We start from the raw sequence: 26582 nt of genomic DNA, 5'->3' as shown, positions 1-26582 counted from the left end.
TAAATCCGGCAAGTTTTGGCGATTGGTGGGGAACAGACGCTGCGTTTAGTCGGTTGTTTGTTGTGGATTACACTAAATGCCAAGTACAATGAAAAAAGTAACGTTAGGAAAAACCGGGTTGCAGATTGCGCCCATTAATCTTGGTGGAAATGTTTTTGGATGGACGCTCAACGAGCCGGAATCTTTCGCAATTCTGGATGCGTTTATAGACGCGGGATTCAATTTTATAGACACCGCAGACACCTATTCGTGGTGGGTGGATGGCAATAAGGGAGGCGAATCAGAAACCATCATCGGCAACTGGCTGAAACAGCGCGGCAATCGTGAGCAGGTCGTGATAGCGACCAAAGTCGGCTCGCAAAACCGCGAACACCCGATCGATATCAGCAAAGCATACATTCTCAAAACTGTGGAAGAGTCGCTGAAACGGCTTCGTACGGATTACATTGACCTTTACTACACGCATTTCGATGACGAGAAAACGCCGGTGGAAGAACCGCTGGCTGCTTACGAGCAATTGCTCAAAGACGGAAAAATCCGGTACATCGGCGCATCGAACCTCAGCCCGGCGAGGTTGAAAGCATCCCTGGAAGCCTCCGAAAAGGACGGTTTGCCCCAATACCAAGTATTACAACCGCATTATAACCTTATCCAGAGAGCGACTTTCGAGCAGGAATATGCTCCTTTGGCCGATCGATATAACTTGGCCGTGCTTCCCTACTACGCACTGGCTGCCGGTTTTCTCACAGGTAAATACAGGTCGGACGCCGATTTGGGTAAAAGCCAGCGCGGTGCCGGCATGAAGGACCTGCTGACACCCGGGAACCTTCGGATTCTGGATACGCTCGACAACCTTGCGGGAAAGCACGATACCGTTCCGGCTGCTATCGCGCTGGCCTGGCTTTTACACAAACCGCTCATCGTCGCCCCGGTTGCAAGCGCTACCAGCAAAAAGCAGCTGGAAACGCTTGTTAAGGCGACAGAGATAAAACTGGATCCGGAAGATCTGTCGACCTTGGATGAAGTAAGTGCCTCGTAACAGATAGCAGGGAGCGAGACCTGCTCCCTGCATTACTTATTGCACCACCAGCTCCTCCGTTGCTCCGGCATTGCCGGATCGTGCTTTCAAAATGTAAATCCCCTGTTTGAGCGATTCGATATCCAATGGCTCTTCCGGCGATTCGAGGCGGGAGGTTTGTAACATATTGCCTGTTTTGTCGAATATCTGTACATCCACCGGGTATTTCCATGAACCTTTCAACCGCAGGTTCAGCGATCCGGATGCCGGATTTGGAAATATCGTGACAGCGTTGAGCGCATTTTCGATGCCCCGTTTCTTTTTAGCCGAATAGGTAAAGGCGATGACTTTGCTCTTAACTGCCGGTTTATCCAGGTCAACTGTACCGAGCTCCTGCCCGGACGCACTCCGCACGGTGAGGAGGGACCCGTTTCTGATGAAATCGAGTTGCGGACGAAGTTCCTGCGCATTCGCTATGCCAATGCCCGAAGCCGCAATGGCGGAAATCAGAAGTTTGATATTTTTCATAGTGTATTAAATAAATAGTGATGTAATTATTTGTGATCGAGGGTAATGCCTGTGAATTCGAAGTTGACCTGCCATTCGTCGTAAACAGGGTCGAATGGGTTAATCGTAATGATATGATCGTTTATTACCGTCTGGCCGTTGAGGGTTACCGAGAAGCGGGGCTGATCGAAGGGATAATACACCGGGGGATCGGAAATAGCCAGCATCTTCAATTTCAAGGTGTATTTGCCAACCGGCTCATCTTTGGCGAATATTCCCAGCACGGAGTTTTCAGAATCGACTAACAGCTCCGAAACGGGGTTACCATTGGCGTCCACCACCGCGACTTTGTTTCCATTCGGGTCCAGGATTTCGAATCCCAGTATGTAATCCGCATTTTCAAACGAAAATGGATCGGAAGGGTTTAGCTCATTCCTGAAACCACTGAGCTGAATGCTTAAATCTTTCGTAGGAGTGGCCGGCGGGTTGTTGTTGGCGCCTGCGATCGTTGAGAATAATACTGTCCATGGGTCGAGCCCGGGGCAGCTTCCAGAGTTTTTGATGATAAGCGTGTAGTTTTTTCCATTATCGAGTGTCCCTGCTGGCAATACCATCGAGGTCGACGTGGTCGGGGCATTGTTAAAGCCGTTCACCGGGTTTCCGTTAATAAGGATCGTGACCAGATACTGTTCATTGGGTTCCTGCCACATACTCGGTTCCCACGTCATCGTCACGGGCAGTGCAGGGTCTATTTTGTCGTTGTCGTTAGGGAATTTAGGAAAGGGCTGGTCCTGACATATGGTATAGCTGAATTCAGGGGACAATTCGGTTTCAGCGCCCAGGGGACCGACAGCCAGCACGCTCACCTCTATGCCCTCGTGGTCATCATACATTAACTGATCGACAATTTCTTTTTCCAAGGCTTTCCCCGGTGTGTTAAAGACAGTGACCTGGCCAGCCGCCTTTTCCTCGACACGGACTTTGAAATGGTCGACAAGGCCCAGGTTGACTGTCCCTGCGTTCCATTTGAATATCTTACCCAAATAGGTTTTGTAAGGGATAGGTATTTTTTGGTCCGGTCCGGCCATGGCGAGCAATGTTGCGTTTTTGTCGGTTTTGATCCGCCAGACGTTGGTGCATGTCGAATAGACGATGCCTTTTTGAGGCAGCACTCGCACGAAGAGATTGGTTTGGTCGGCCATTGCCGGCAGGGTCACCAATGCGTTCGTTACATTTCCGGGAGCAACCTGTGACCGGACTATGTTTGCAAACGCATCGTCTGTGGCAACTTGCACAAGGTATTGAGCTGCACCGGGCGCTGTATAGTAATCAACGCCGAAGCCCAGGGAACTTACGATGGTGGGTGGGTCGTTAGGTTTTTGGTTGAGGGCTTGCAAAACGCTTGTGGGAGGTGTATGCACCTTTATACTGTCGGTCTTTGACCACGCTCCCACGTTGTTAAAAGGGTTGTTCCTTCCGGCACGGACACGTATATAGTAATACTTGTCTGGTTCCAGCGCATTAGCCATGATGGTGCCTGATTCCGGAAAGCTTCCGGTATGGTTAGTACTCTCCGAATCGACGATATTGATAAAATCTTTTTCCTTGGCAATCTGAAAGCTATATTTCTCCGCACCTGCCACCGGTTTCCATTGAATCTGGGGATTATTCCATGCATTGCCGATAAACCCGACACCGGGAACTCCATGCCAAAATTCCGCTTTTTTTGTCGCTTAAAATAAGGGCGTTTGTCGGTGTATATTGCTGATATAACTGGCATAATAGGTTCACACCTCTACAAAAGTTTGCGTCGGCTTCTGTGATTTTTGCTCTTACAAATATGGTTTCGTCCGGAAGGAAAGATCCGACAGCGTTTCCCGTATATACTACGCCTCCTCCCGGCTTAAAAAGCTTGTCGAAATTGCTTACTTTGATTATCTGAGGATTGTCCGAAAAGTCATATTTGCGGGACATTTGCACTTCCACTTCTTTTACGCGTGGGTCATCATCCCATGAAAAGTTAATTTTTACTCCGGGCCAGGGTTCGACATTGGAGGCTGTGTTGACTGGATATATTTTGAAGAATGGAAAATTATTGTCGCACACGCCAACCGCACACCATGCTTCTTCGACAGCCAGGTATTCGGCTGAGTTCAATCCATAGAGCAGTTCAGCTGCATTAAGCGTATATGTTTTCAGTGAAGAATAATTTGAATAAGCTTTCAGATCTGGTATCACATTCCAAATGATTTGAATAGCTTTTTCAACACCTATTCCCGCCAGGTTTTCGTAAGTATAGCCCAAGTCATTTTTGCCGGTTCCCTGAAATCCGACTGATAGCAGGTAAAACCACCTCGAAGCGACTCCGCTTGCCTTGTAAGGGTTGGCTCCCACGCAGGAGTCGGGGTAGTATTGACCGTGATAGGTATCCGCGAGAAGATACGTTTTTGGATTGCCTATGTCAAAGTTCAGGGATAACACTTCGGGCGCCATTATCCATTGATAGTTCTGAGGAGTCGAATTGTTGATTTTATTCCTGATATATACGCCGAAGATGTTACAAATTCCTTCGTTAATAGCAATGAATTCGGAGCACTCGATATCTCTTTTTGAATAGATACCTGTCTTATACCTGATGATGGAATGAGTCATTTCATGAGCAAGCGCATCTATTGTAATTTGAAATGGCTTGTTGTCGTTCAGATTTCTCTCGAAATTGAAGTATCCACCATTGGCATTGCCAGAGTAGTATGTAAGGCCTTTAGAGCCGGTCTCAAACTGATTCTTCATTCTGATATCAATGGGAACTGTTCCTGTTCCGTCGCTTCCTTTCCACGTGAACCGTTGATCAAACGTTTGCATCACACGTTGAAATCCCGAGAAGATTTGAACGGCTTCCGTGCTCAAATACGGAGTTTGATTATCCGTGTATTGATCGTCATATGGTAGCTTGTCTTCGAACTGGACCGATGTTCCCTGATTAATTCCTTGTAACATAATAGCGGGAAATCCATTTTCCGGTAACGTCTGCAACCGATAAACTTTTTCGCTCTGCGGATCCTGATTCACTGTATATTCGAGGGCACGGAATGTCTGTGAGCCATCAAAAAAACTCAATGCAGTTTTGTCTACGTTCTTAGGATTGTACAAGGTTTGCGCAAAGCCGGCGTGGCAGACGAGGCAAATGAAAATTATACAGGAGGCAATTGTAAAGTGTTTCATGTTTGTAGTGTTGTGGAGATTAGCAGCCTACTTTATATCCAAATTAATGTCACCGAACTGAAACCCGACTTGCCATTCGTGAAATGGGGAGGCGGGGTTTACAAAATCGACTGTAATGACGTGATTACTGATTACCGGTTGTCCATTAAGTAAAACCGAAAACCTCGGCTGATCGAAAGGATAGTAGGCAAGTGGGTTGAAAATGTTGACCATTTTCAGCCTTAGTTTATACTTGCCTTCCGGCCTGTCGTTGCCCTTCGCTACAACACCGGAGTTTTCCGAATCCACCAGCAGTTGTGTAACAGAGGCACCATTCGGATCAATGAGCGCGAGTACATTACCATCCGGATCAATCAGTTCAATGCCGAGGACGTAGTCGGAGGTTTCCCAGGCCAAACCATCCAGATCGTTGCGGAATCCTTGGATTTCGATTGTAAAATCCACCAGTTTGGGCGCCTGGGGTTGGTTAGAGCCGCCAGAACCCACGGCAGTGAAGAATGTCGACGGTACCAGCAGCGCTGCGCATGAAGACGAGTTCCTGACTGTTACCGTATAGCTTTTACCATTGACAAGTGTACCAGCGGGGACAGTCATAAAATGGTTCGTGGTGGGTTTGTCTTTAAATCCCGGTATCGCAACTCCTCCGTCTTTAATCGTTAACAAATACTGGCTACCAACCGCAAATGACTGGCTCGGAAACCATTCGACTTTAAAATCTTTGGTAGGGTCGACCTTTCCCAAATCGCCGGGGAAGAAAACAGCCGGGTGGTCCGGACATATATTATAATCGAATGGGAGTGACTGTGCAGTTTTGGCGCCCAGTGCATTCACAGCAATCACCGATGCCTGTAAGCCGTTGTCATTCAATAAGAGCGGATCCTGAATGAGAAAATCAAATTTCTTACCCTGAGTGGGGAATGTCGCTGTGACGCCGGACGGTTTTTTGGTGAGGACAAGTTCAAAATAGTCAACAGTATTCATGTTAAGCGTCCCGCTTTTCCATTCTATCACATTCACGCCAAAGTCTTTGAATGGAAAGGTAGTTCCGTTCGGCGGTCCCTTCATTAATGCCAAGGCTTTGGCTTCATCCACTTTAATGCGCCAAACGTTGCTGCATACCCCGAAAATAGGACCGTTTTTCGGAAGCACGCGCACAAATAGGTCTGTCAGATTGGCTAACGGTGGAAATAGCATGGTGGTACTCGCCAGATTCCCCGACACCGTCTTTGTCCAGATAATGCTATTAAATGTATCATCTGTTGCCACCTGCACGACGAAATTCGACGCGCCGGGTACCGGGTCCCAGTTGACCTGTCGACCCAGGGTTCCTACTTCAAACGGCGGATCATTCAGTTTCTGAGTTTTCGCCTGGCTGATCGCGGTCGATGGCATCGAGGCGGTGATGACGAGTGGATCGGACCACGCTCCATGGTTGTCTTTCAGTTTCAGAAGATCGAGTCTCTCGGCCCGGACACGTGCGTAATAGGTTTGGCCAATGGTAAGGTCGGTTCCGATTTCTCCCGTTTCCATGAAATTGCCGGTATACGGGGCAATGCCGTCGTAAACGAGTGCGGTAAACATGGAATCACTAGCTACCTGCAACCGGTAGCGTTCAGCGTCATCAACCCATTGCCAGGTGACTTGACCTTTCCAGGCTTTTACACTAGTGGACTTAGTCGCTGGCCAGAAATTAGTTTTCTTATCTTTGAGCCCAAATGCATGCGTCGGCCCAAACTTTTGATAGAGAATACAAAGTGGATTAAGCCCCTTACAAAAATTGGCTCCCGCCTGGCTGATTTTCGCGCGGGCATATACCTTTTTGCCGGGATGGAAGTAACCTTTCGCCGTAGCTGTGCTCATGAGGGTCTGGTTAGGACCTATAACAGCTGTAAAATTTGTCAGCTTAACCGTTTGAACGCTGTCTGAAAAGTCATACTTGGGCGACATTTGCACTTCCCATTCCTGCACCAGGTTGTTGTTTTTCCAGGTAAGATTGATATCCACCGTAGGCCAGGGGTCGATGAAATTGGTGGCATTGGCGGGAGACATGGAGAAGGCCGGGAGGTTATTGTCACACACACCGACTGCGCACCAGGCATTCTGAACGGCCAGATACTCGGTAGAATTGAGGCCGTAGAGTTGTCCCGCTGTTTCGAGGGTGTATGTGCGAAGAGCCGGGTAAGTAGTGTATTTCTTAATTTTTGAGATCGTTTGCCAAAGAATTTCAATGCACTTTTCGATACCTATTCCGGTGAGGTTTGAGTAACCGTAACCTAAGTCATTATACGCCGATCCCGGAAACCCCTCGCTGAGCAAGTAACTCCACTTGTACAACACACCCCCGTTCGGGTGTGGGGCGAATGTGAGGTGGCAGTCGTTTTTGTAGTACTCGCCGTTGTATGTATCGGGGAAGAGAAACCCTTTGGGATTTGCTAGTGTCGCATTATATCCTTGGAACTTCCAGTCAAAATTTTGTGGAGGCGTTTGCTTCACTTTATTGTGAATATAAATCCCAAAAATATCGGCAAGCCCCTCTTCAATACTGTGCATCTCAGCACATTTATCCGGGTTATAGTTCTCAAAGCCTCGTTTATACCGCATAATCGCGTGAAGGAATTCATGCGCAACTGTTTCAATTCCGTTATTGAAGTTTTTCACACCGTTTACTTCCTTGATGAAAAGAAAATTGTCAGATATTCCGTTCGTAGTATAGGAAGCGCTGGCCGATAGTGGATATTTTTGGGCATCACCCATGATGGCATATACAGTAGCTGTACCCGTTCCATCCATGCCTTTCCATCCAAAGCGCGAGTCGAAGGCTTTCATGATGCTTTGAAATGAGTAGAGTGTTTGCGCACCTTCCGCACTAGTAAATGGGCTTGCATTATCGTTGAATACGTTATCGTAAGGTAATTTATCTTCAAATTTGATGTATCCCATTTGAACGTTCGAAGTCAGGACGATAGCCGGAAAGCCGTTTTCAGCTAATGTTTCCAAGCGATAAATTTTGTTGGTGCCGGGCGCAGGTTCAACGTATTCCAGCACACGAATTGTTTGCAGGCCGTCGTAAAAGGTCATGATAGATCGGTCGACGTTCTTTTGCTGCGCGAATGAGGCCAGGCTGTTTAAAAGAAATAGGAGAGCAGCCGCGGTAATTCTACGTGAATAGTTATAATACATATAGATGTGTGTTCAATATTTGAAAGTCCTGTCATTTAACGTCCAATACAATATCCGCAAACTGGAATCCAACCTGCCATTCATTAAAAAGTGAAGCCGGATCGACAAAGTCTACGGTAATAATGTGCTTGCTAACAATCACTTGTCCATTGAGTGATACAGAAAACCATGGCTGGTCGAACGGATAATAGAGGAGCGGATCGAAAATGGCCTTCATTTTCAGCCTCAGTTTGTATTTGCCTTGCGGCTTTTGATCCCCAACCAGGATTACACCGGAATTTTGAGAATCCACTTCCAGGTATGTCACCGCATTACCATTTGTTGGGTCGTGAAGGCCGAGCGGCGTACCGTTGGGATCGAAGAGTTCTATGCCAATTTCATAGTTGGAAGTGCCAAATTCAGGCGGGAATACCGTGCCGTCGGGATCGTTTCGAAAGCCTTTAAGGTCGATCTGGAAGTCGACTAGCTTTGGCGGTTGCGGTTGATTCGAGCCTCCCGATCCCACCGCATTGAAGAACGTTTTCGGCAATAGAATTCCGGCGCACGAGGACGAATTCTTGACGGTGACCGTATAACTCTTTCCGTTTGTTAGCTTACCCGCTGGCACGAGCATGAAATTTTGTGTAGTAGGCTTATTATTAAAGCCGGGTAGTGGCGTTACACCTTCCATAATCGTAACCAGGTACTGACTTCCCGGTGGAAACGAGGCGCTGTGATGCCATTGAACGTTGAAATCGAGGGTAGGATCGACTTTGCCCAGGTCACCGGGGAAGAATACGGCAGGATGATCAGGACAGATGGTATAACTGAATGGGGCAGACAATGCCGACTTGGCACCCAGCTCATTAACGGCTAATACGGCCACTTCAAAGCCCTGTGGATTATCGAAGAGCAAAGGGTCCTTGATCAAAATGTCGAAAACCTTGCCGGTCGGAAAGATTGAAGTGAGGTTGGAGTTTTTCTTTTTAAAATGGAATTCGAAACCTTTAACCAGATTAAGGTTTAGGGATCCGCCCTGCCATTCGAATGTGGCGGCAAATGCGTTGAAAGGGAAAACTGAACCGTTTGGCGGCCCTTTCATCTTCGGAAGAACGGCATGCCCGTCCGTCTGGATGCGCCACACATGGTCGCACACCCCGAAAACACTGCCCTTCTGCGGAAGGACGCGCACAAAAAAGTTGCTTTTATCAGGCGCGGCGGGCAATAGCATTTCGACCGCAGTCAAATTCCCGGCAGCATTCTGCGTACGGACAATGTTGGCAAATGCAGGATCGGTAGCAATCTGGATGACATAATGGCTGGTGCCCGGGTAGGGTAACCACCCAACCCAAAAACCGAGAGTGCTAACGGCCGTAGGCGGGTCGCCAGGCATTTGGTTCAGCGCCTGGTATACCGAAGTTCGTGGAAACATCACCTTAATCGTATCCATATCCGACCATTCTCCGACGTTTTCGATAACCTGCGGACTGTTAGCATTCTCCGCCCTCACGCGGGTGAAAAGCGTCGTTCCGGCTTCCAGGACGGTACTGATTGTCCCTGATTCGCTGAAATTTCCACTGGACGGAACAGTTTCGGTGTAGATAATTTTGGTAAAGGCATCGTCCTCAGATACCTCAAAGGTGTATTGTTGAGCGTTCGGCACTGACTTCCATTGGATCGTCGGGCTATTCCAGGGGTTCGCAGTCCAGTAATTAAGGGGCAATAGGTGCCAAAACTGGACTTTTTTGTCATCAAGTGTAAAGGCGTGAGCCGGACCATATTGCTGGTAAAGGACGCAAAGTGGATTGTACCCTTTACAGAAATCGGGCTCAGCTTCGATGATACGTGCACGCGCGTATACGCGCTCACCAGGCGCAAAGTAGCCGGTCGCAAAACCTGAGTAGGCTGCTCCACCATCGGGGTTGATAACAGTGGTGAAATTAGTGATCACAACCGTTTGAGGATTGGAGAAGGCGATATCCGTATCCATTTGCACTTCCCATTTTGTGACAGGCTTGCCTTCCCAAATGACATTCACCTTTACGCCTGGCCAAGGTTCAACACCCGCGGCTCCATGCGCCGGTGACATGTAAAACGGGCCAAGGTTGTTCTCGCAAATGCCTACCGCGCACCATGCGTCTACAACTGCCAGATATTCGATGGAATGCAGGCCGTAGAGTTGCTCAGCTATTGTAAGCGAAGCCTTTTTTAAATCGGAGAAACTGGTGTGTTTGCCAATATAGTCCAGGCACTTCCATACAATTTGGATCGCTTTGTTGACGCCAATTCCATTGAATTTGTACGAGTAGCCAAGGTCGTTCGTCTCGGTCCCGACCGTACCACTGGCTAATAGATAATACCAATGATCAATTACGGTTGCATTCTGGTGCTCTATAAAAGTACCGTTTCCCGGACAGCTATTCGCATAATAGCTTCCATAATACGTGTCCGGTTGTCCGTTGCTATTAGGATTATCAAACGACCTCCCCGGAAAAATGTATCCTTGTGAAAGGGTCCAAATATAAAGTGCCGGTGAGTTTTGTTCGTATTCATTTCGGACATAAAGTCCAAGGATATCACAGAGCGCTTCGGCAACCACTTTTCTTTCGCCACAAGGGTCAAGTCCAAGAGAGTTTTCGTCCCCTATTTTCGCATTGATAATGCCATGAACCAGCTCATGGGTAACGGCTTCGATATGGGTTAATTTATCAGCTTCGGTTCCATTAGTCAGGTAATTAAATTCCTTGCTGATTAGGCTATAATAAGGCGAAGCGATAATTGAGGGACTGTTCGGAGCCATGATATTCCATATAATAGCCTTGCCATTTACACCCTGGTTGTCTAATCCCGACCAGCCAAACTTATCCTTGATCACTTTCAATGCGACTTCCGTTCCGAAAAGCAGCGTCGCAGCATCAACGCAATGCTGAATATCAAATAGCCCATTGTCAAATAATGCGTCAAATGGTGGCTGATTTACAAGGGGAATTTCTTCAAACTGATCGTTGATAATTCTAACGCGGGCCGAGGGTAAACCATTTTCGGGTAAAATTTCTAATCGCCTTTCGATAATGGTCCCGTTTTGATCAGTGGAGTACTCCATAACTTGCATGGGCACAGGGTTGTCGTAGTGCTCTGTCAGCACATCTTGTGTGATATTTTTCTGATTGTAAATCGGCTGAGCATCGACAGAGATGCACGATACCCAAAGGCAGTAAAAAGCCAGTAATAAAAATCTATTCATATATGTTGTGCTGTTTTTGTTTTGTACTAAATACAAGCGCAAATAGCCTGAAAAACATCGAACTGTGATGATATCTCCGGTGGTTAAGAACCAGCCAGGGTATACTTTTGACTAGTCATTCCGGCAAGTAGAAGGCGGAAGCTGTGCTGGATAATTGACGATTGCCGATAGAAAAGTTGGGATAGGATTGTCAGGGCGTAAACGTGTTATTCTCCAAAAACATTTGTCAGTGGCACCCTATGAAAGATGAAAAAATACCTATCGGAGATAATATACGTTTGGCGCGTAACCGTCTGGGGTACTCGCAGGAATATGTCGCCACGCGGCTGCATATTTCAAAGCAGCGTTACCGGCAACTGGAAAACGAGGAGCAGGAGTCGATCACGATAGGCCGGCTCGCGGAGATTGCCCTGATACTCGAAACGGATATTGAAACGCTGTTGAGTCTGCACAAGGTAAAATTTACAAAAAAACATATTCCGCCGGGAGATAGCCATGTGCTTCACCAGCTTATACAAACGCAGCAGGAGCTGATCCTCGTACTGCAGGGGAAGATCAGCTCCGAATGACGCATGCCGCCGATGTTATTCGCTGCGAAGACTCTTCACCGGATTAAGCAGTGCCGCGCGGATTGCCTGGTAGCTGACAGTGAGCAACGACACCACAATGGCAAGCAGGCCGGATACTGCAAATATCCACCACTGGATGCCCGTGCGGTATTCGAAGTCGTTGAGCCAAAGGTTCATAACATACCAGGCGACCGGCGTTGCAATGACGATCGAAATTATAATCAGCGCCATAAACTCGCTCGAAAGTAAGGCCGCGATACTCGTCACCGAAGCCCCCAATACTTTTCGCACGCCGATTTCCTTGACACGGTTTTCGGCCATGTAGGCCGCAAGACCGAATAGGCCGAGACAGGATATAAAAATGGTGAGACCTGCAAATATGCCGGTCAACTTCGCGACCCGCCGGGTATCTTCGAATTTGCGGGCGTAATCTTCGTCCACAAAATGGTATTCGAAGGGATAATCGGGGTTATAGCGACGAAAAATAGCCTCCACCGCGGGCATGAGGTCGGCCACAGACTTGTCCGCAGCGAGTTTCATGTGGATTACATTGAAATAGCTCTGCGCACCCTCGATGATCAACGGGCCCTGGTGGTCATAAGGCGACCGGATCACGAAGTCCTTCACCACTCCTACGATGTGATAGGTAGCGCCATTGTCTTTGATCGTCTGTCCTATCGGGTCCTTAAAACCCATGATTTTCGCCGCAGTTTCATTAAGCAAGGCTCCGGCGGAGTCCGACGGGAATTTGGTAAGGTCCAGGTCCCGCCCCTGAATCAGTTGCAGGCCGGCGGTTTTGACAAGCCCCTCGTCTTCGGTAAAAATATCGAAATCGATTTTTTCCGCCATGTTCTTGCCGGGCCATTCGATGCCCCAGGTATCACTGGTAACGCTGCTGAGTGGCGAAGCGGTTTTGGTGACGGAGATAGCGATGCCGGCATTTAGCAACTCACGTTTGATTTGTGCATAGTTCTTACCCAGATCGCCGGTGATCCAGTGGTAAACCACTTGCCCGCGGTCATAGCCAGGGTCCCGGTTCTGGGCGTGACGAATTTGTTCCACCACAATAAGCGTGGAAATGATTAGCACAATGGCGAAGCTGAATTGCACCACCACCAACACTTTCCGTGGACTGAATGTCGAGCGTGCCCTTTTGAATGCGCCTTTCAATACGTTGATCGGCTTGAATGAAGAAAGATAGAAGGCGGGGTAGCTTCCGGCCAGGATGCCGGTAAAAAGGATAAATGTGAGCGCCGCAACCCAAAATTTCAGACTAGTTACCGGTACTTCCAGGTCCTTTCCAATCAATGTGTTGAATGCGGGCAAGGTAAGGTACACGGTGAGTAGTCCGATAGCTCCGGCGATAATGGCTATTAAAACAGATTCACCTATGAACTGCCCCACGAGAAGCCCTTTGTTGGCACCGGCCGTTTTGCGAATGCCCACTTCTTTCGCGCGTTTTTCGCTGCGTGCCGTACTGAGGTTCATAAAATTGATGCAGGCGATCAGCAGAATGAATGCCGCGATAATTCCAAACAGCCGCACAATGGCGATACGCCCGCCAACAACTTTTCCGTTCTCGAAATTGGAATACAAATGCCATTGGCTGATCGGATGGAGGAACACCTCGTGCTCTTCGGTATTGTTGGAATGCCGGATCGTGATATCCCTGATCTTTTCGGCAAATGCCTTGGGATCGGTGCCCGGTTTCAGTTGAACGTAGGTCCGAACGGTGTTGAAAGTCCAGCCCTCGTCGGCCGAGCCGATCTTTTTCAGGTATTCGATGGGAAGGATGTATTCAAACCTGAATTCGGTATTGGGCGGCAGGTCCTTCATAACCCCGGTAATCGTAAAATTGTCTTTGTCGATCGCTACGACTTTGCCCAGCACATCCTCGGTACCGAACATTTTGATCGCCATTTTCTGCGTAACCACCATCGAACCGACGGAGTTGAGCGCTGTGTGGGGGTTACCTTGCAGGAGAGGAAAATCGAACATGTTCAGGAAAGCGCCGTCGGTAATAATAGCCTCGCTGGAAACCTTTTTATCGCCTGCACGCGTCACAAACCATCGGGAATAGTTTCGTGAAATATTGCTTACTTCCGGGTATTCTTCTTTAAGGGTCGGGCCGAGCGCTTGTGGGGTCGAATTCCAGCATTGCAGTTTACCGTCGAACGTTCCGCGGTTCCAGGCTTCGTAGAGATAATCCTTGTTTTTATGGAAGCGGTCGTAGCTGATTTCATTATACATCCAGAAAAGGATGAGCAGCGCGCTGGCCATGCCTACTGATAATCCCAAGATATTGATCGCCGAAAAAGCCTTGTTCCGGAGCAGGTTCCTGAATGCGATTTTGAGATAGTTTCTTAGCATTTTTTTGTTATTCCTGACGAGTTTGAAAATTCTCAACGGAAAATAGCCTGCCAGAAGATTAACTGCTTGACAGCCAGTCCTGTACAGGCCTGGAAGGTTCGAATTATTGTCCGGTAACGAACAGTGTCCGTTCGCTCAGGTGCACTTGTGTTATGCTATCATTAAAAAAACAATCCTGCCTCCGAGGGGATGCAGGATAAATGCAGCGCGTTCATTATCTTCGTGATACAAATCCGAAGAAGAAAATGCTGAATAAGGTTTTACTGTTTGTGCTGCTGGTTGCGACCAACATTTCCCTCTACTATTTTGTAATCATCCTCGAACCCCGGGTGGATTACCGGGCGGTTTTCATCGTAGTCCGCGCTATGCTCGTAACGAGCGTGCTCATGCAGGTACTTACCGCAACGGGTTTTATGAAAGAAGAAAGGCTCTGGTGATCTTACCGGTATACTTCAAATTCCATAATACCCATTTGCGCCCCTTTTTCTCCACGTTTGTCGGGTTTCAGAGACCTGATCTTGAAATAGCGTACATCGATCGGGTCAAATTTCAGGTCGATGTTTATATCGGTATTATCCATCTTGTGCGCAAGCGTGGTCCAGGTTTTATTGTCTGGTGACGCCATCAGCTGGAATTCGGTCGAATATGAATTTTCCCCGAAAGTGATTTTAGCTTCCCTGATTCCTTTTTCGACCTTCAACAAATCCACCAGCAGTGTCCAGGCGTATTGGCCGCCCGCTCTGGCCATGGTGGTAGGGTCGCCGTCGATTCCATTTTCGGCGAAGAATATTTCGTTGCCCGGGCCGAGGCCGGTGTCGTTGTTTGCCCGCAAAAATGCCTGTTTTCCGATAGCCAGGTTTGGTTTTGCATTTTTGGATATGATTTTTTCAAATTTGAGACTAAGTAATTGGCCCATTCGGTCATCCACAATCGGCAGTTTCGTGCCTTGCGGGCTCAATATGTTGTATCCGATAACCCGGTAGTCGTCGTTTGCCGGAACGTTTTTCAAATCGTCGGCTGCAAATTTGTCGTTACCGTTCTCCTGAAAACCGATCAGATATGATTTCCCGGCTTCCAGCGTCAGGGGAGGAATCTGCGCATATTGGTAGCCGTCGGCCGCCACGGGCAGAGAAGCGGTGTTGAGCGCGGCAGTCAGCAATGGATAATGATCTACATACCGCTTGATGATCAACGAATGCCTGCCATTATTTCCCGCGAAATATTTCCGGCCAACTTCGGTGAGCCTGATCGGCACGGAGCCCACTGTGATACGCATACCCCTGTAAAGACCGTTCGGATCTGTTTTGCCTTCGGTCGCCGGCGGGGCTGCGGCCGTTGCGGGCGCTGCCGCCGTACGCGCGTTTGCCGTTGCATTTTTGGAAATGTTGAGAATAGTAATGGTTTTATCGAGCAACTTGCTGGCGGGCTTGCCGGGTTCGACGGCGATTGCCTGAATGCGACTGGTTTTTGTGAGTGTAATGGGCCCTTTGTAAACCTTGCTTGCCGTTGTCGGGCGGTTTCCGTCGATTGTGTAGTATATTTTTGCCCGGGCTGGTGCCTTAAGCGCCAGTTTCTGACTGCCGGTATAATCAACGGTGTCTGAAAGAGATGTCTCCGGAGTGGCGCTCCACCCCTGGTTTTTCTTGACAAAACCGGCAATCTGTTTCAGTTCTTCCTGGTAGATCTCGGGGAAGATGTCGCCATTTGCCGGCACCGGATAGCTGAGTATGTAGGTGGCGCCGACTTCCCAGTTTTTCCTGATATTGTTGATCATCATGTCCAGCGGTTTGGGTGACCTCAGTTTCGGATCTTCCCGCCACGACCATGTGTTATCCAGGAGGTTATCCACTTCAATGGCCAGTTTTTTTCTCACCGTGGCAGGCTTGGCTACTTCCAGCGCCGTTTCGTGCGGCGAAGTGCCGCCCTCGTACACGATTACGTCGGTGTTGGGGTATTGCAGCACCGTTCCTCCGAAGCCCAGGCCTGTATTATTGGCAAAAATCACTTTCGGATTATTGGTGCGCATAATAGGGATCATCTTGTTCCAGGGAAACCAGTTATAATCGAATCCCTTGTAAAGTTCCGTGGCGGAGGTCATGTCGATCCACAGGCCATCCACGCCCATTTGCACAAGCTCCCTGATCAATCCCTGGTTCAGGGTGCCATAGGTGCCGTCCAGGCCGGTGTCGACAATATCCTTATTCCAGCCCTTATCCGGAGCGAAATAGGCTATGAACCCGATCCCTCTTTTGTGGCAGGCATCAATCAGCTCTTTAACGATGTTCCGCTGTGTTTTCAATTCCAGCTTGCTCGGAGTCGTGGAGGGCCAGAGACGCACGCCGTCACCCGTATTGACGGTGACAGTGAGCACCTTGCCTCCCAGGTTAACCACCGTTTGCGCCCATTCGTCGGCGTTGAATTTGGTGATCCGTTTTTCAAACTGCGCGATGCCATCCTTGCCTTTGAGCGAAGGCTGTGTGAAAACACCCCACTGCACAAATATGCCGAATTTAGCGTCGGCGAACCATTTAGAACGATAGGGCGAGGCCTCGAAAGTAAGTGCTTTGGTGGCGGTGGCTCCCTTTGCGTCGGTCACTTTCGCGGTAAACGAGTAATTTCCCTCCCTGGTCGCCATTCCGTGGATCTTCCCATTTTTATCGAGTTGCAACCCGGCGGGCAACGCGCCGCCGGCAATGGACCAGCTATAAGGGGGGCGTTCCTCCATCGGCAGTCAACTGGAAAAATGGCGACGGCCCGGCCTCCGTCCATGACTGATAAATGATGTTATCGACAAATGCGGGATAAATCGACGTCTTGGGGGATTTTTGATATTCGCTCGAAGATGTAGTGGTGATCCGGAGCCCGTTTTTTTGCCCAAACGCAGGCAGACAGGCTATCAAAAACACAAACAAGATACCACAAACCAATTCGGAGATCCTTTTCATAGCAGCAAGGTTGTTTTGGCAAATATGGTTAGAAATACTGTGCCAAATGGTTACCGGCGTATTAAAAATAACCTGCGGTACAAGCAAACCTGTCTGGGTGATCTTTATATGTTATTATGTATGAATGTGTTATATTATTGTATGTCCAGTCCTATGCAACGGAAAGCGGTGACTAATTGTGAGTAGCGATCAACCCTGGTTTTCTTGCCAGTTATGTCAAAACTTTTGAATCGGTGACGGGTTCTTTTCCGCGTCTGACCACGCGTAGAACCCGACGAACCATTCTTTCGACAGATCGCCTTTGCGGTCGCGCAGAACCGCTAATTTGAACGGAGGATGTGTATGATCTTTCATCAGCTCGGAAAATAAATTTGTCCCGCTAATTGTCGCGTAAACGAAAAACGCCCCTGCTGTTACCAGCAGAGGCATTTTGCAGAGAGGAAGAGATTCGAACTCTCGATGCAGTTACCCACATACTACCTTTCCAGGGTAGCCCCTTCAACCACTCGGGCACCTCTCTATCGGGGTGCAAATATAGCAAACAGAATTTTCAATGCAAATCAAATACTCATTTCTCCGCGTAGCGGCCTACCGAGCATTTCAATGCAGGCGCCGCCGGGGCGCTCGCAGGCGAAGACGTACATCATTTTGGTGATGGCCGCCTCGGCGGTGATGTCCGAGCCGCTGATCACGCCGATTTGTTGCAGGAATTTGCTGGTCTGGTACTGGCCCTGCGAAACACGGCCGCCGTCGCATTGGGAGACGTTGAAAATGACGATGTCGCGCTCGATGGCGTTGCTGATCGCGTTCAGAAACCAGGGTTCGGTAGGGGCATTGCCGGCACCGTAGGTTTCCAGGACAATGCCGCGAAGGCCTTTGATGTTCAGAATGGATTCCACGACCTGCTGACTGATTCCGGGGAACAATTTCAGGAACGCGACGTGGTTGTCGAGGCTTTTATGGACTTTCAGTTTCAGGCCGGGTTGATAAGGTTTGATGTACGGAAAGTTGTATTCGATGTTCACGCCGGCATTCGCGAGCGCAGGGTAGTTTTCGGAATGAAATGCGTTGAAATCGGAGCTCTCCTGTTTTTTGGAACGGTTGCCCCGGAGCAAATTGGAATTGAAATAAATGCAAACCTCGGTGATAATGGGATGGCCTTCGTCATTTTTCGCCGCGGCGAGTTCCAATGCGGTAATCACATTCTCGCGCGCGTCGGAACGGGCCACACCTATGGGTAGCTGTGCGCCTGTGAGAATGACGGGTTTGTTGAGGTTTTCGAGCAGATAGCTCAATGCCGAAGCCGTATAAGCCATGGTATCGGTGCCATGCAGGATCACAAAGCTGTCGAATTGGTCGTAATGCGCTTCGATAATGGTTGCCAGCTCGATCCAGATGGCCGGATTCATGTTCGAGGAATCGATCGGTTCCGGAAGCGAAAGGAAGGTAATATCGAAGTCCAGCCGGCTGATCTCCGGGACTTTTTCGATGATCTGCTGGAAATCGAATGGAACGAGCTGCTTTCCTTTGGTTTCGTAGACCATTCCCAGCGTGCCGCCGGTGTAGATTACGAGCACCGAACCGACGGTCGGTTCAGGTGAAATAGGGTTGATATGTATTTGGGTATAACTCATTTTGATACTTTGTTCAACATGCTTTTCGCGTTCGCGGTAGTGGCGGCGATTACGTCCGCTTTGGCCATCTCTTTGAGATCGGCCACGCGCTGCGCTACAAGGTCGATATAGGCGACTTCGTTGCGTTTGCCGCGGTAGGGGACCGGGGCCAGGTAGGGCGCGTCTGTTTCAAGAACAATATGTTCCAGGCCGACATAAGGAATCACTTTATCCAGACCCCCGTTCTTGAATGTGGCAACGCCGCCGACACCCAATTTGAAACCCAGTTCAATAGCTTTGTGCGCCTCTTCCAACGTGCCGGTAAAGCAATGGAAAATGCCCGTCAATGCGGGATCGGCGAAGTCTTCAATCAGTTTTACAGTTTCCCAAAATGCGTTGCGACTGTGAATGTCGATCCACAGGTTGTGCCTGCGCGCGAGGCCGCATTGGTAGAGAAATGCCTTCTCCTGCTGCTCTTTAAAGGTAACATCCCAAAAAAGGTCCATTCCGATTTCTCCGACGGCGATGAACTCGTATTTACCGAGCCAATCTTCCATTACCTGCAACTCCTTCTCAAAATCCTCCTTCACATAGGTAGGGTGCAAGCCTATCATCGGGAGGCATTTGCCGGGGTATTTTTCGGCGAGTTCGAGCATGCCGTCGATAGTCTCGTGGTCGCAATTGGGCATCCATATTTGCTCGATACCTGCATTCCAGGCACGGTCGAGCATTGCGGAGCGGTCTTCCGCGTAATCGTCGCTGTATATGTGGGCGTGGGAATCGATCATTTTATGCTATAAGCTATAAGCCGTTAGCTTTAAGCTTTTTTGTTAATTGGGATATTTAAAATGTTTGGTTACGCAAAACACGTACTGCCAGGCTTATAGCTTACAGCTTAAAGCTTACAGCATTTTTAATGCTTCAAACCTGTAACCACGTTCCGTAAAAGTTTCCAGATACCGCGGCAATGCGTAAAGCATATTCTTCGACGCTTTAATGCTGTCGTGAAAGAGGATGATCGAGCCGGGGCGGGTGTGTTGGATGGATTTTTTTAAACAGATTTCGGGGCTGATTTCGGCGGAAAAGTCGCCGCTGAGGACATCCCACATGATGATCTGCTTGTCTCGCAGAACCACCTTCGACTGGCTCTTTTTAATGCGCCCGTAGGGTGGGCGAAAGAGCCGGGTTTCGAGTTTGAGCTGGTCCTGGCATTGCCGGATGTTTTCAAGGTAAACAGCATCTTCGGTTTTCCAGCCGTTCATATGATTGAATGTGTGGTTGCCAATGGAGTGGCCGCCGTTTTTTACCATTTCAAAAATATCGGGATGTTTACGCACATTATCGCCAATGCTGAAAAAGGTAGCTTTTGCATCGTATCCAGCCAGTATTTCGAGCACATTTTCGGTAATGTCCGGGATAGGGCCGTCGTCGAAAGTGAGGAAGATAGCCTTTTCTTTCGTAGGAATATGCCAGGTAAAACCGGGGAAGAATGCTTTCAGCCAGAATGGAGAATGGTGCAGGAACATTACTGTCGATGAATTTGAGTTCCAAAGATAAAGGGATATAAAACAAGAAGCTGCCGGGTGGGGCAGCTTTCTTGTAATACGTGATATAGAGGCCGGCTTAAACCGGCACCGCTTATGCGTGCGCAAATACAGGATTCAGCATGGATACAGCCTTGGCTTCAAGGAATGACTCACCCATGAGGTACTCGTCTACCGCGCGAGCCGCTTCCCGACCTTCGCTGATCGCCCACACCACGAGTGATTGGCCGCGGCGGCAGTCACCGGCTGCGAATACTTTCTCGTTGGAGGTCGATTGGTAGCCATTGGTTTTGATATTGCCGCGCTCGTCAAATTCCAGGTCGAGGTCGCTCAACAGGCCTTCTTGCTGCGGATGCAGGAAGCCGGCTGCAAGAAACGCCAGGTCGCAGGGAATGGTGCGCTCGCTGCCTTCCACCTCTTTCATTTGCATGCGGCCCGTTTCAGGGTCTTTCTGCCAGTCGAGGTCGACGATTTTCAAGGCGGTCAGGTTGCCGTTTTCGTCGCCGATGAATTCTTTGGTATTGATAGACCAATGTCTGTCGCAGCCTTCCTCGTGCGAGGTCGAAGTGCGGAGCATCATCGGCCAGTTTGGCCATGGCGTACTCGCGTCGCGTTCTTTCGGCGGAATAGGCATCAGCTCGATCTGCGTGACGGATTTCGCACCGTGACGGCCCGAAGTACCCACGCAGTCGGAACCCGTATCACCACCACCGATTACCACTACGTGTTTGTCGGTCGCGAGGATTTCGCCATTTGTATAAGCCACGCCGCGGTGGTCAACTACGCGGTCGATGCCTGCTACGCGCTTGTTCTGCTGGCTCAGGAACTCCATCGCGAAGTGAACGCCTTTGAAGTGACGGCCGGTGATCTTTACATCTCTCGGGACGGTCGATCCTACGGTTAAAAGCACGGAGTCAAATTCATTTAAAAGCTCCTCCGCTTTGATATCCACACCTACATTCACGCCGGTACGGAATTCGACGCCTTCTTCTTCCATCACCGCAAGGCGACGGTCGATAATGCCCTTATCGAGTTTGAAATCGGGAATGCCATAACGAACCAGACCACCGATTTTATCCGCCCTTTCGAGCAACACCACCGAGTGACCGGCCTGGTTCAATTGATTGGCCGCAGCCAGTCCCGCCGGTCCCGAACCTACCACCGCTACTTTTTTACCAGTGCGGGTTTTAGGGATACGGGGTTTTACCAACCCCAGCTCGAACGCTTTCTCGATGATCGCTTTTTCAATGTATTCGATCGCTACCGGCGGCTTGTTGATCCCCAGCACGCACGCTGCTTCGCAAGGAGCAGGGCAAATGCGGCCTGTGAATTCAGGGAAGTTATTGGTAGACGCTAATATTTCGTAGGCAAGTCCCCAGTTTTCGTCATACACCGCGTCGTTGAACTCGGGGATGATGTTGCCCAGCGGACAGCCATTATGGCAAAAAGGAATTCCGCAGTCCATACAACGGGCTGCCTGCTGTTTGGAATTAGAGTCGGTCGGTGCGGTTTCGATCTCACGGTAGTCTTTCAGACGCTCTTCCACGCTTCTTTTTTTCGGCAACTCCCTTTCAAACTCTAAAAATCCGGTTGGTTTTCCCATTCTTATTACTGATTTAAAAAATTCTGATAGTTGATCCTGAAACTGAAATTACTGATGTACCACGTCCACGACGATGTCTTTGTACACGACGTTTTTGTCTGCAATCTGCTGGGCGAGCGTGATACCGCGTCCTTCCAGCGCTTTGCGGAAATCGGACGGCATTACTTTCACAAATTGCTTTACAGATTCTTCCCAGTTCTGGATCAGTTGGAATGCGATGTTGCTGGTTGTGTATTGGAAATGTTTATCCAGATACTCACGCAGGATGCCTTTGTCTTCATCCGTGAGCGCTTCGAGCGACACCATTTCTTTATTCACTTTCTCTTCGAAAGTCCCGTTTTTGTCGAGGACGTAAGCCACACCGCCCGACATACCCGCCGCGAAGTTGCGGCCTGTTTCGCCGAGGATGATCGCCAGACCGCCCGTCATGTATTCAAGACCGTGATCGCCGACACCTTCCACTACTACCTTCGCGCCCGAGTTACGTACGCAGAAGCGCTCGCCCGCGGTCCCGCGGATATAGGCGTCACCCGAAGTAGCACCATAGAATGCCACGTTACCGATGATAATGTTTTCTTCCGGCTTGAACTTCGCGTCGCGGTCGGGGTACACGATCAGTTCGGCGCCGCAGAGGCCTTTTCCGAAATAGTCGTTCGCGTCACCTTCCAGTTCGAGGCGTACACCGGTGGTATTGAACGCACCGAAGCTTTGGCCGGCCGTACCGCGGAATTTGAAGTGGATATTGCCGGTTGGCAAGCCTGCGCCGCCGTATTTCTTCGAAATTTCGTTCGAAAGCATCGTTCCCACCGACCGGTTCAGGTTGTTGATCGGGAATTCGGCGTAAACCTCTTCTTTGCTGTCGAGCGCCGGTTGTGCCGTGCGGATCAGGTCGAGGTCGAGAATGGCGTCGATACCGTGATCCTGCTCTTCCTGCTTGAATTGCGCTACCGAAAGGTCGCCCTCTTTGTACAGGATAGCGTCGAAGTTCAGGTTTTTGTATTTCCAATGTTTGATGTCATTGCGCAGTTCGAGGTACTGGGCCTGGCCAACCATTTCATTGACTGTTCTGAAACCAAGCTGTGCCATGATCTCGCGCAATTCTTCCGCCATGTAGGTAAACATGTTCACCACGTGTTCAGGCTTGCCCGAGAACAATGCGCGGAGTTCTTTACGCTGCGTCGCCACACCCACCGGGCAGGTGTTCAGGTGGCATTTGCGCATCATGATACAGCCTGCGGCCACCAATGCGGCCGTTGCAACACCCCATTCTTCGGCACCGAGCAATGCGGCGATCGCGAGGTCGCGGCCGGTACGGAGCTGTCCGTCGGCCTGAACGGTTACCCGTCCGCGCAATTTGTTACGTACCAGCGTCTGGTGAGTTTCAGCCAAGCCAAGCTCCCACGGCAGACCGGCATGGCGGATCGAGCTCAATGGAGAGGCGCCGGTACCACCGTCGTAACCGGATATCAGGATATGGTCGGCGTGTGCTTTCGCTACACCGGATGCCACGGTTCCTACACCGGCTTCGGATACCAGCTTCACGCTGATACGTGCGGCGCGGTTGGCATTTTTAAGGTCAAAGATCAGCTGCGCCAAATCCTCGATCGAGTAAATATCGTGGTGAGGAGGAGGGGAGATCAGACCCACGCCCGGCGTCGAATGACGCGTCCGGCCGATCCAGTCGTCCACTTTGAAGCCCGGAAGCTGACCACCTTCGCCCGGTTTTGCGCCCTGGGCGGTTTTGATTTGCAGCTCGCCCGCATTGCTCAGGTAATGGCTTGTTACGCCAAAACGGCCCGAAGCAACCTGTTTGATCTGCGAGTTCATGCTGTCGCCGTTCGGAAGCGGCGTATAGCGCAGTTCGTCTTCGCCACCTTCACCGGAGTTGGACTTGCCGCCAATGCGGTTCATCGCGATCGCCAGCGTCGTATGCGCTTCCCACGAAATGGATCCGAAGGACATCGCACCGGTAGCGAAGCGTTTGAAGATATTTTCAACCGGCTCCACCTCTTCCAATGGAATCGGGTTGCCTTTTTTGAATCTTAACAAACCACGTAATGTCAGCGCCTTGTGGCTTTGATCGTCGATCAGCTTAGAATATTTCTTGAACTGCTCGTAGCTACCGTTGCGGGTCGCCTGTTGCAGTAAATGCACCGACTGCGGATTGAAAATGTGGGCTTCGCCACGTTGTTTCCATTGATATACACCACCCACTTCCAGCCGCGGCTTTTGCTCCGGATTTTCGTGGTATGCTACTTTATGACGCACCAGGATTTCGCGGGCGATCTCAGGGATACCCATACCCCCGATACGGGAAATAGTTCCTGTGAAATATTTGTCGATTACCTCTTTGTTCAAGCCTACACATTCGAATATCTGCGCTCCCTGGTACGATTGCAGGGTAGAGATTCCCATTTTCGAGAATATCTTCAGAAGTTCCTTGTTAACGGCCTTGATATAGTTGTAATGCAGTTTTTCATCGGTGAATTCACCTTCGATCATGCCCGTGCGGTTCATGTAAGAAAGCGTTTCGAATGCCATGTAAGGGCAGATACCCGCTGCTCCGTACCCGATCAGCGTCGCCACATGGTGGGTTTCCCAAACGTCTCCCGCTTCCACCAACAGACCTACCTTGCCACGCAATCCTTCGCGGATAAGGTGGTGGTGAATGGTCGCTGTGGCGAGCAATGAAGGGATCGGCGCGTGGTCGGAGTCGATGGCGCGGTCGGAGAGGATGAGAATCTCGAATCCGTCTTCGATAGCGTCTACCGCGTAACGGCAGATTCTTTCCAATGCTCTTTCCAATGCTTTTCCACCTTCGTCGGCACGGAAATAGGTATTGATGGTTTTGGCCTGGAAGCCGTCTTTATCTACAAAACGCAGTTTATCGAATTCCTGCACCGAAAGGATCGGGTGCGGCAATGCGATCTGGCGGCAGTGTTTGGGCGTTTCGGTAAGAATATTCTCGGTGCTGCCTACAAAAGAGATCAGGGACATGATCGCACGCTCCCGGATCGAGTCGATCGGCGGGTTGGTGACCTGTGCGAACAGCTGTTTGAAATAGGTAGACAAATGCTGCGACTGATCGGAAAGTACCGCCAGCGGGCTATCGGTACCCATTGACCCAACCGCTTCCTGGCCGGTTTGTGCCATCGGGGCAAGGATCATGCGCAGATCTTCCGAAGTATAACCGAATGCTACCTGACGTTTCAGTAATGAATTTTCGTCATAAGCGCGGTAGGTACGGATCGGGTGTTCGAGCGCGTCCACGTGCAGCTTGTTCTCATCCAGCCATTGCTGGTAAGGCTTAGCCGTACAGATTTGTGATTTGATCTCCTCGTCAGGGATAATGCGGCCTTGCTCCATGTCCACCACGAACATACGTCCGGGTTGGAGGCGGCCTTTCGTCACTACTCTCGACTGGTCCACTTCCAGCACGCCCGCTTCCGACGCCATGATAATCGTATCGTCGTCGAGCACCCAGTAACGTGAAGGGCGCAGACCGTTACGGTCGAGCGTCGCGCCTACGATTTTGCCGTCGGTGAATGAAATCGACGCTGGACCATCCCATGGCTCCATAATCGCCGCATGGTATTCGTAGAATGCCTTGCGCTCGGGGTCCATCTGGTCGTTACCATCCCAGGCTTCGGGAATGAGCATCATCATCACATGCGGCAACGAACGGCCCGAAAGGTGCAGCAGTTCGATTGCATTGTCGAGGTTGGCGGAGTCGGACTGGTTCCTGTCGCAGATCGGCAGGAGCATATCCATTTCTTCCTTCGTAAAGTATTTCGATTCGAAGGATTTCTCCCCGGCGCGGATCCAGTTCACATTACCTTTCACCGTGTTGATCTCGCCATTGTGCGCGATGTAGCGGAATGGCTGGGCCAGTTCCCACGACGGGAAGGTGTTGGTCGAGAAACGGGAGTGTACTACCGCCAATGCGGATACCACCGATTCGTTCTCAAGGTCGGGGAAGTAATATTTCAATTGGGCAGTGGTAAGCTGTCCCTTGTATGAGATAGTGCGGCATGAAAGCGATGAATAGTAAAAGCTTTTCGCGCCGCCTTTTACGGTGTCTTTAATGAGGCGTGTGGATACCTGGCGCAGGATGAACAGTTTGCGTTCGAATGCGAGGTCGTCCGTAATGTCGTCCGGACGTTTGATGAACACCTGCTCCACGCTCGGCTCAACGGAGAGCGAGCCTTCGCCCAGGGTGTTATTCAGGGTAGGTACCTTCCGGTAGCCGAGCAACTGAAGGCCCAGCTTCTTGATCTTTCGGTTCAGGATATCCCTGCATTCTTCCCTTACCGTCTCATTGCCGGGGAAAAAGATCATCCCTACACCATACTCACCCGCCGGAGGCAGATGGAAGCCCAATTTGGTAGATTCTTCTACAAAGAATTCGTGAGGGATCTGAATTAAAATACCAGCACCGTCGCCGGTGTTAGGGTCGAAACCGGTAGCGCCCCTGTGCTCCATCCTTTCGAGCATATGAATGGCGTCCGCCACGATCTGGTGCGACTTACGACCCTTGATGTTAGCCCGGAAACCGATTCCACATGCATCATGCTCAAATTCCGGGCGGTACAGTCCCTGATTTTCTACCATTTGTTCAGACATTTGCGACATTTATCGAATTGTAGGTAATTAACAAATTCGTAATTAGAATCTGTTTAAATAAGCACTTTAAAAGGAAAGCGAAAACGCCAGTGTGTGATGTTTTGGGTAAAGCCACGCAATATACCCATAAAAAATATTTGGCTTATTATGGGAATGGCAAAATTT

General features: G+C 49.8%; 17 protein-coding genes and 1 tRNA gene. 3 read left to right on the top strand and 15 right to left on the bottom strand.

Annotated features, from left to right (window positions below; all coding sequences use genetic code 11):
- Positions 1-88: 88 nt before the first annotated feature.
- Positions 89-1039, top strand: a complete 951-nt coding sequence (locus ABV298_RS05390) for an aldo/keto reductase (protein WP_353721143.1) — start codon at positions 89-91, stop codon at positions 1037-1039.
- A 36-nt stretch (positions 1040-1075) separates the two neighbouring features.
- On the opposite strand, the gene ABV298_RS05385 is transcribed toward ABV298_RS05390, so the two are convergent.
- From ABV298_RS05385 to ABV298_RS05365, 5 genes are read right to left on the bottom strand one after another with little or no spacing between them, the layout of a single operon-like run.
- The gene (locus ABV298_RS05385; RefSeq protein ID WP_353721142.1) at positions 1076-1546 is read right to left on the bottom strand and encodes a T9SS type A sorting domain-containing protein; all 471 of its coding nucleotides are present in this window, start codon (positions 1544-1546) and stop codon (positions 1076-1078) included.
- Between the two features lie 26 nt (positions 1547-1572).
- Positions 1573-3168 carry a hypothetical protein gene (locus ABV298_RS05380; RefSeq protein WP_353721141.1) on the bottom strand — a complete coding sequence of 532 codons (1596 nt, stop codon included), beginning with the start codon at positions 3166-3168 and terminating at the stop codon, positions 1573-1575.
- Between the two features lie 22 nt (positions 3169-3190).
- Positions 3191-4747, bottom strand: coding sequence for a M4 family metallopeptidase (locus ABV298_RS05375; RefSeq protein ID WP_353721140.1), 1557 nt, complete (start codon positions 4745-4747; stop codon positions 3191-3193).
- A 27-nt stretch (positions 4748-4774) separates the two neighbouring features.
- A complete protein-coding gene (locus ABV298_RS05370) occupies positions 4775-7927 on the bottom strand; it encodes a M4 family metallopeptidase (RefSeq protein WP_353721139.1) in 3153 nt (1050 codons plus the stop codon).
- A gap of 31 nt (positions 7928-7958) precedes the next feature.
- Positions 7959-11150, bottom strand: coding sequence for a M4 family metallopeptidase (locus ABV298_RS05365; protein WP_353721138.1), 3192 nt, complete (start codon positions 11148-11150; stop codon positions 7959-7961).
- Between the two features lie 239 nt (positions 11151-11389).
- Here ABV298_RS05365 and ABV298_RS05360 point away from each other — a divergent pair, with 239 nt between their 5' ends.
- Positions 11390-11719, top strand: coding sequence for a helix-turn-helix transcriptional regulator (locus ABV298_RS05360; RefSeq protein WP_353721137.1), 330 nt, complete (start codon positions 11390-11392; stop codon positions 11717-11719).
- Positions 11720-11734: 15 nt separating this feature from the next.
- Here ABV298_RS05360 and ABV298_RS05355 read toward each other — a convergent pair whose 3' ends face one another.
- Positions 11735-14089, bottom strand: coding sequence for an ABC transporter permease (locus ABV298_RS05355; protein WP_353721136.1), 2355 nt, complete (start codon positions 14087-14089; stop codon positions 11735-11737).
- Positions 14090-14334: 245 nt separating this feature from the next.
- On the opposite strand from ABV298_RS05355, the gene ABV298_RS05350 reads away from it, so the two are divergent.
- The gene (locus ABV298_RS05350) at positions 14335-14526 is read left to right on the top strand and encodes a hypothetical protein (RefSeq protein WP_353721135.1); all 192 of its coding nucleotides are present in this window, start codon (positions 14335-14337) and stop codon (positions 14524-14526) included.
- Positions 14527-14528: 2 nt separating this feature from the next.
- On the opposite strand, the gene ABV298_RS05345 is transcribed toward ABV298_RS05350, so the two are convergent.
- The 9 genes from ABV298_RS05345 to gltB form a co-directional block, all read right to left on the bottom strand.
- On the bottom strand, positions 14529-16814 hold the full coding sequence (locus ABV298_RS05345; RefSeq protein ID WP_353721134.1) for an alpha-L-fucosidase: 2286 nt from the start codon (positions 16812-16814) through the stop codon (positions 14529-14531).
- Positions 16792-17034 (bottom strand): hypothetical protein, encoded by a 243-nt coding sequence (locus ABV298_RS05340; RefSeq protein WP_353721133.1) that lies wholly within the window; start codon positions 17032-17034, stop codon positions 16792-16794. Before ABV298_RS05340 ends, ABV298_RS05345 begins: the two co-directional genes overlap by 23 nt.
- Positions 17035-17250: 216 nt before the next feature.
- Positions 17251-17388, bottom strand: a complete 138-nt coding sequence (locus tag ABV298_RS05335) for a hypothetical protein (RefSeq protein ID WP_353721132.1) — start codon at positions 17386-17388, stop codon at positions 17251-17253.
- 79 nt (positions 17389-17467) lie between these two features.
- A tRNA-Ser gene (locus tag ABV298_RS05330) sits at positions 17468-17554 on the bottom strand.
- A gap of 40 nt (positions 17555-17594) precedes the next feature.
- Positions 17595-18668, bottom strand: coding sequence for an asparaginase (locus ABV298_RS05325; protein WP_353721131.1), 1074 nt, complete (start codon positions 18666-18668; stop codon positions 17595-17597).
- On the bottom strand, positions 18665-19435 hold the full coding sequence (locus ABV298_RS05320; RefSeq protein ID WP_353721130.1) for a TatD family hydrolase: 771 nt from the start codon (positions 19433-19435) through the stop codon (positions 18665-18667). Before ABV298_RS05320 ends, ABV298_RS05325 begins: the two co-directional genes overlap by 4 nt.
- A gap of 114 nt (positions 19436-19549) precedes the next feature.
- On the bottom strand, positions 19550-20173 hold the full coding sequence (locus ABV298_RS05315; RefSeq protein ID WP_353721129.1) for a polysaccharide deacetylase family protein: 624 nt from the start codon (positions 20171-20173) through the stop codon (positions 19550-19552).
- 112 nt (positions 20174-20285) lie between these two features.
- A complete protein-coding gene (locus tag ABV298_RS05310) occupies positions 20286-21794 on the bottom strand; it encodes a glutamate synthase subunit beta (protein ID WP_353721128.1) in 1509 nt (502 codons plus the stop codon).
- A gap of 48 nt (positions 21795-21842) precedes the next feature.
- Positions 21843-26426, bottom strand: a complete 4584-nt coding sequence (gene gltB / locus ABV298_RS05305) for a glutamate synthase large subunit (RefSeq protein WP_353721127.1) — start codon at positions 26424-26426, stop codon at positions 21843-21845.
- Positions 26427-26582 lie beyond the last annotated feature (156 nt).

The sequence above is a fragment of the Dyadobacter sp. 676 genome, assembly GCF_040448675.1.
Taxonomy (GTDB): Bacteria; Bacteroidota; Bacteroidia; order Cytophagales; family Spirosomataceae; genus Dyadobacter.
The sequence above is the reverse complement of the archived record's forward strand: the minus strand, read 5'-3'. Positions and strand labels throughout refer to the sequence as shown.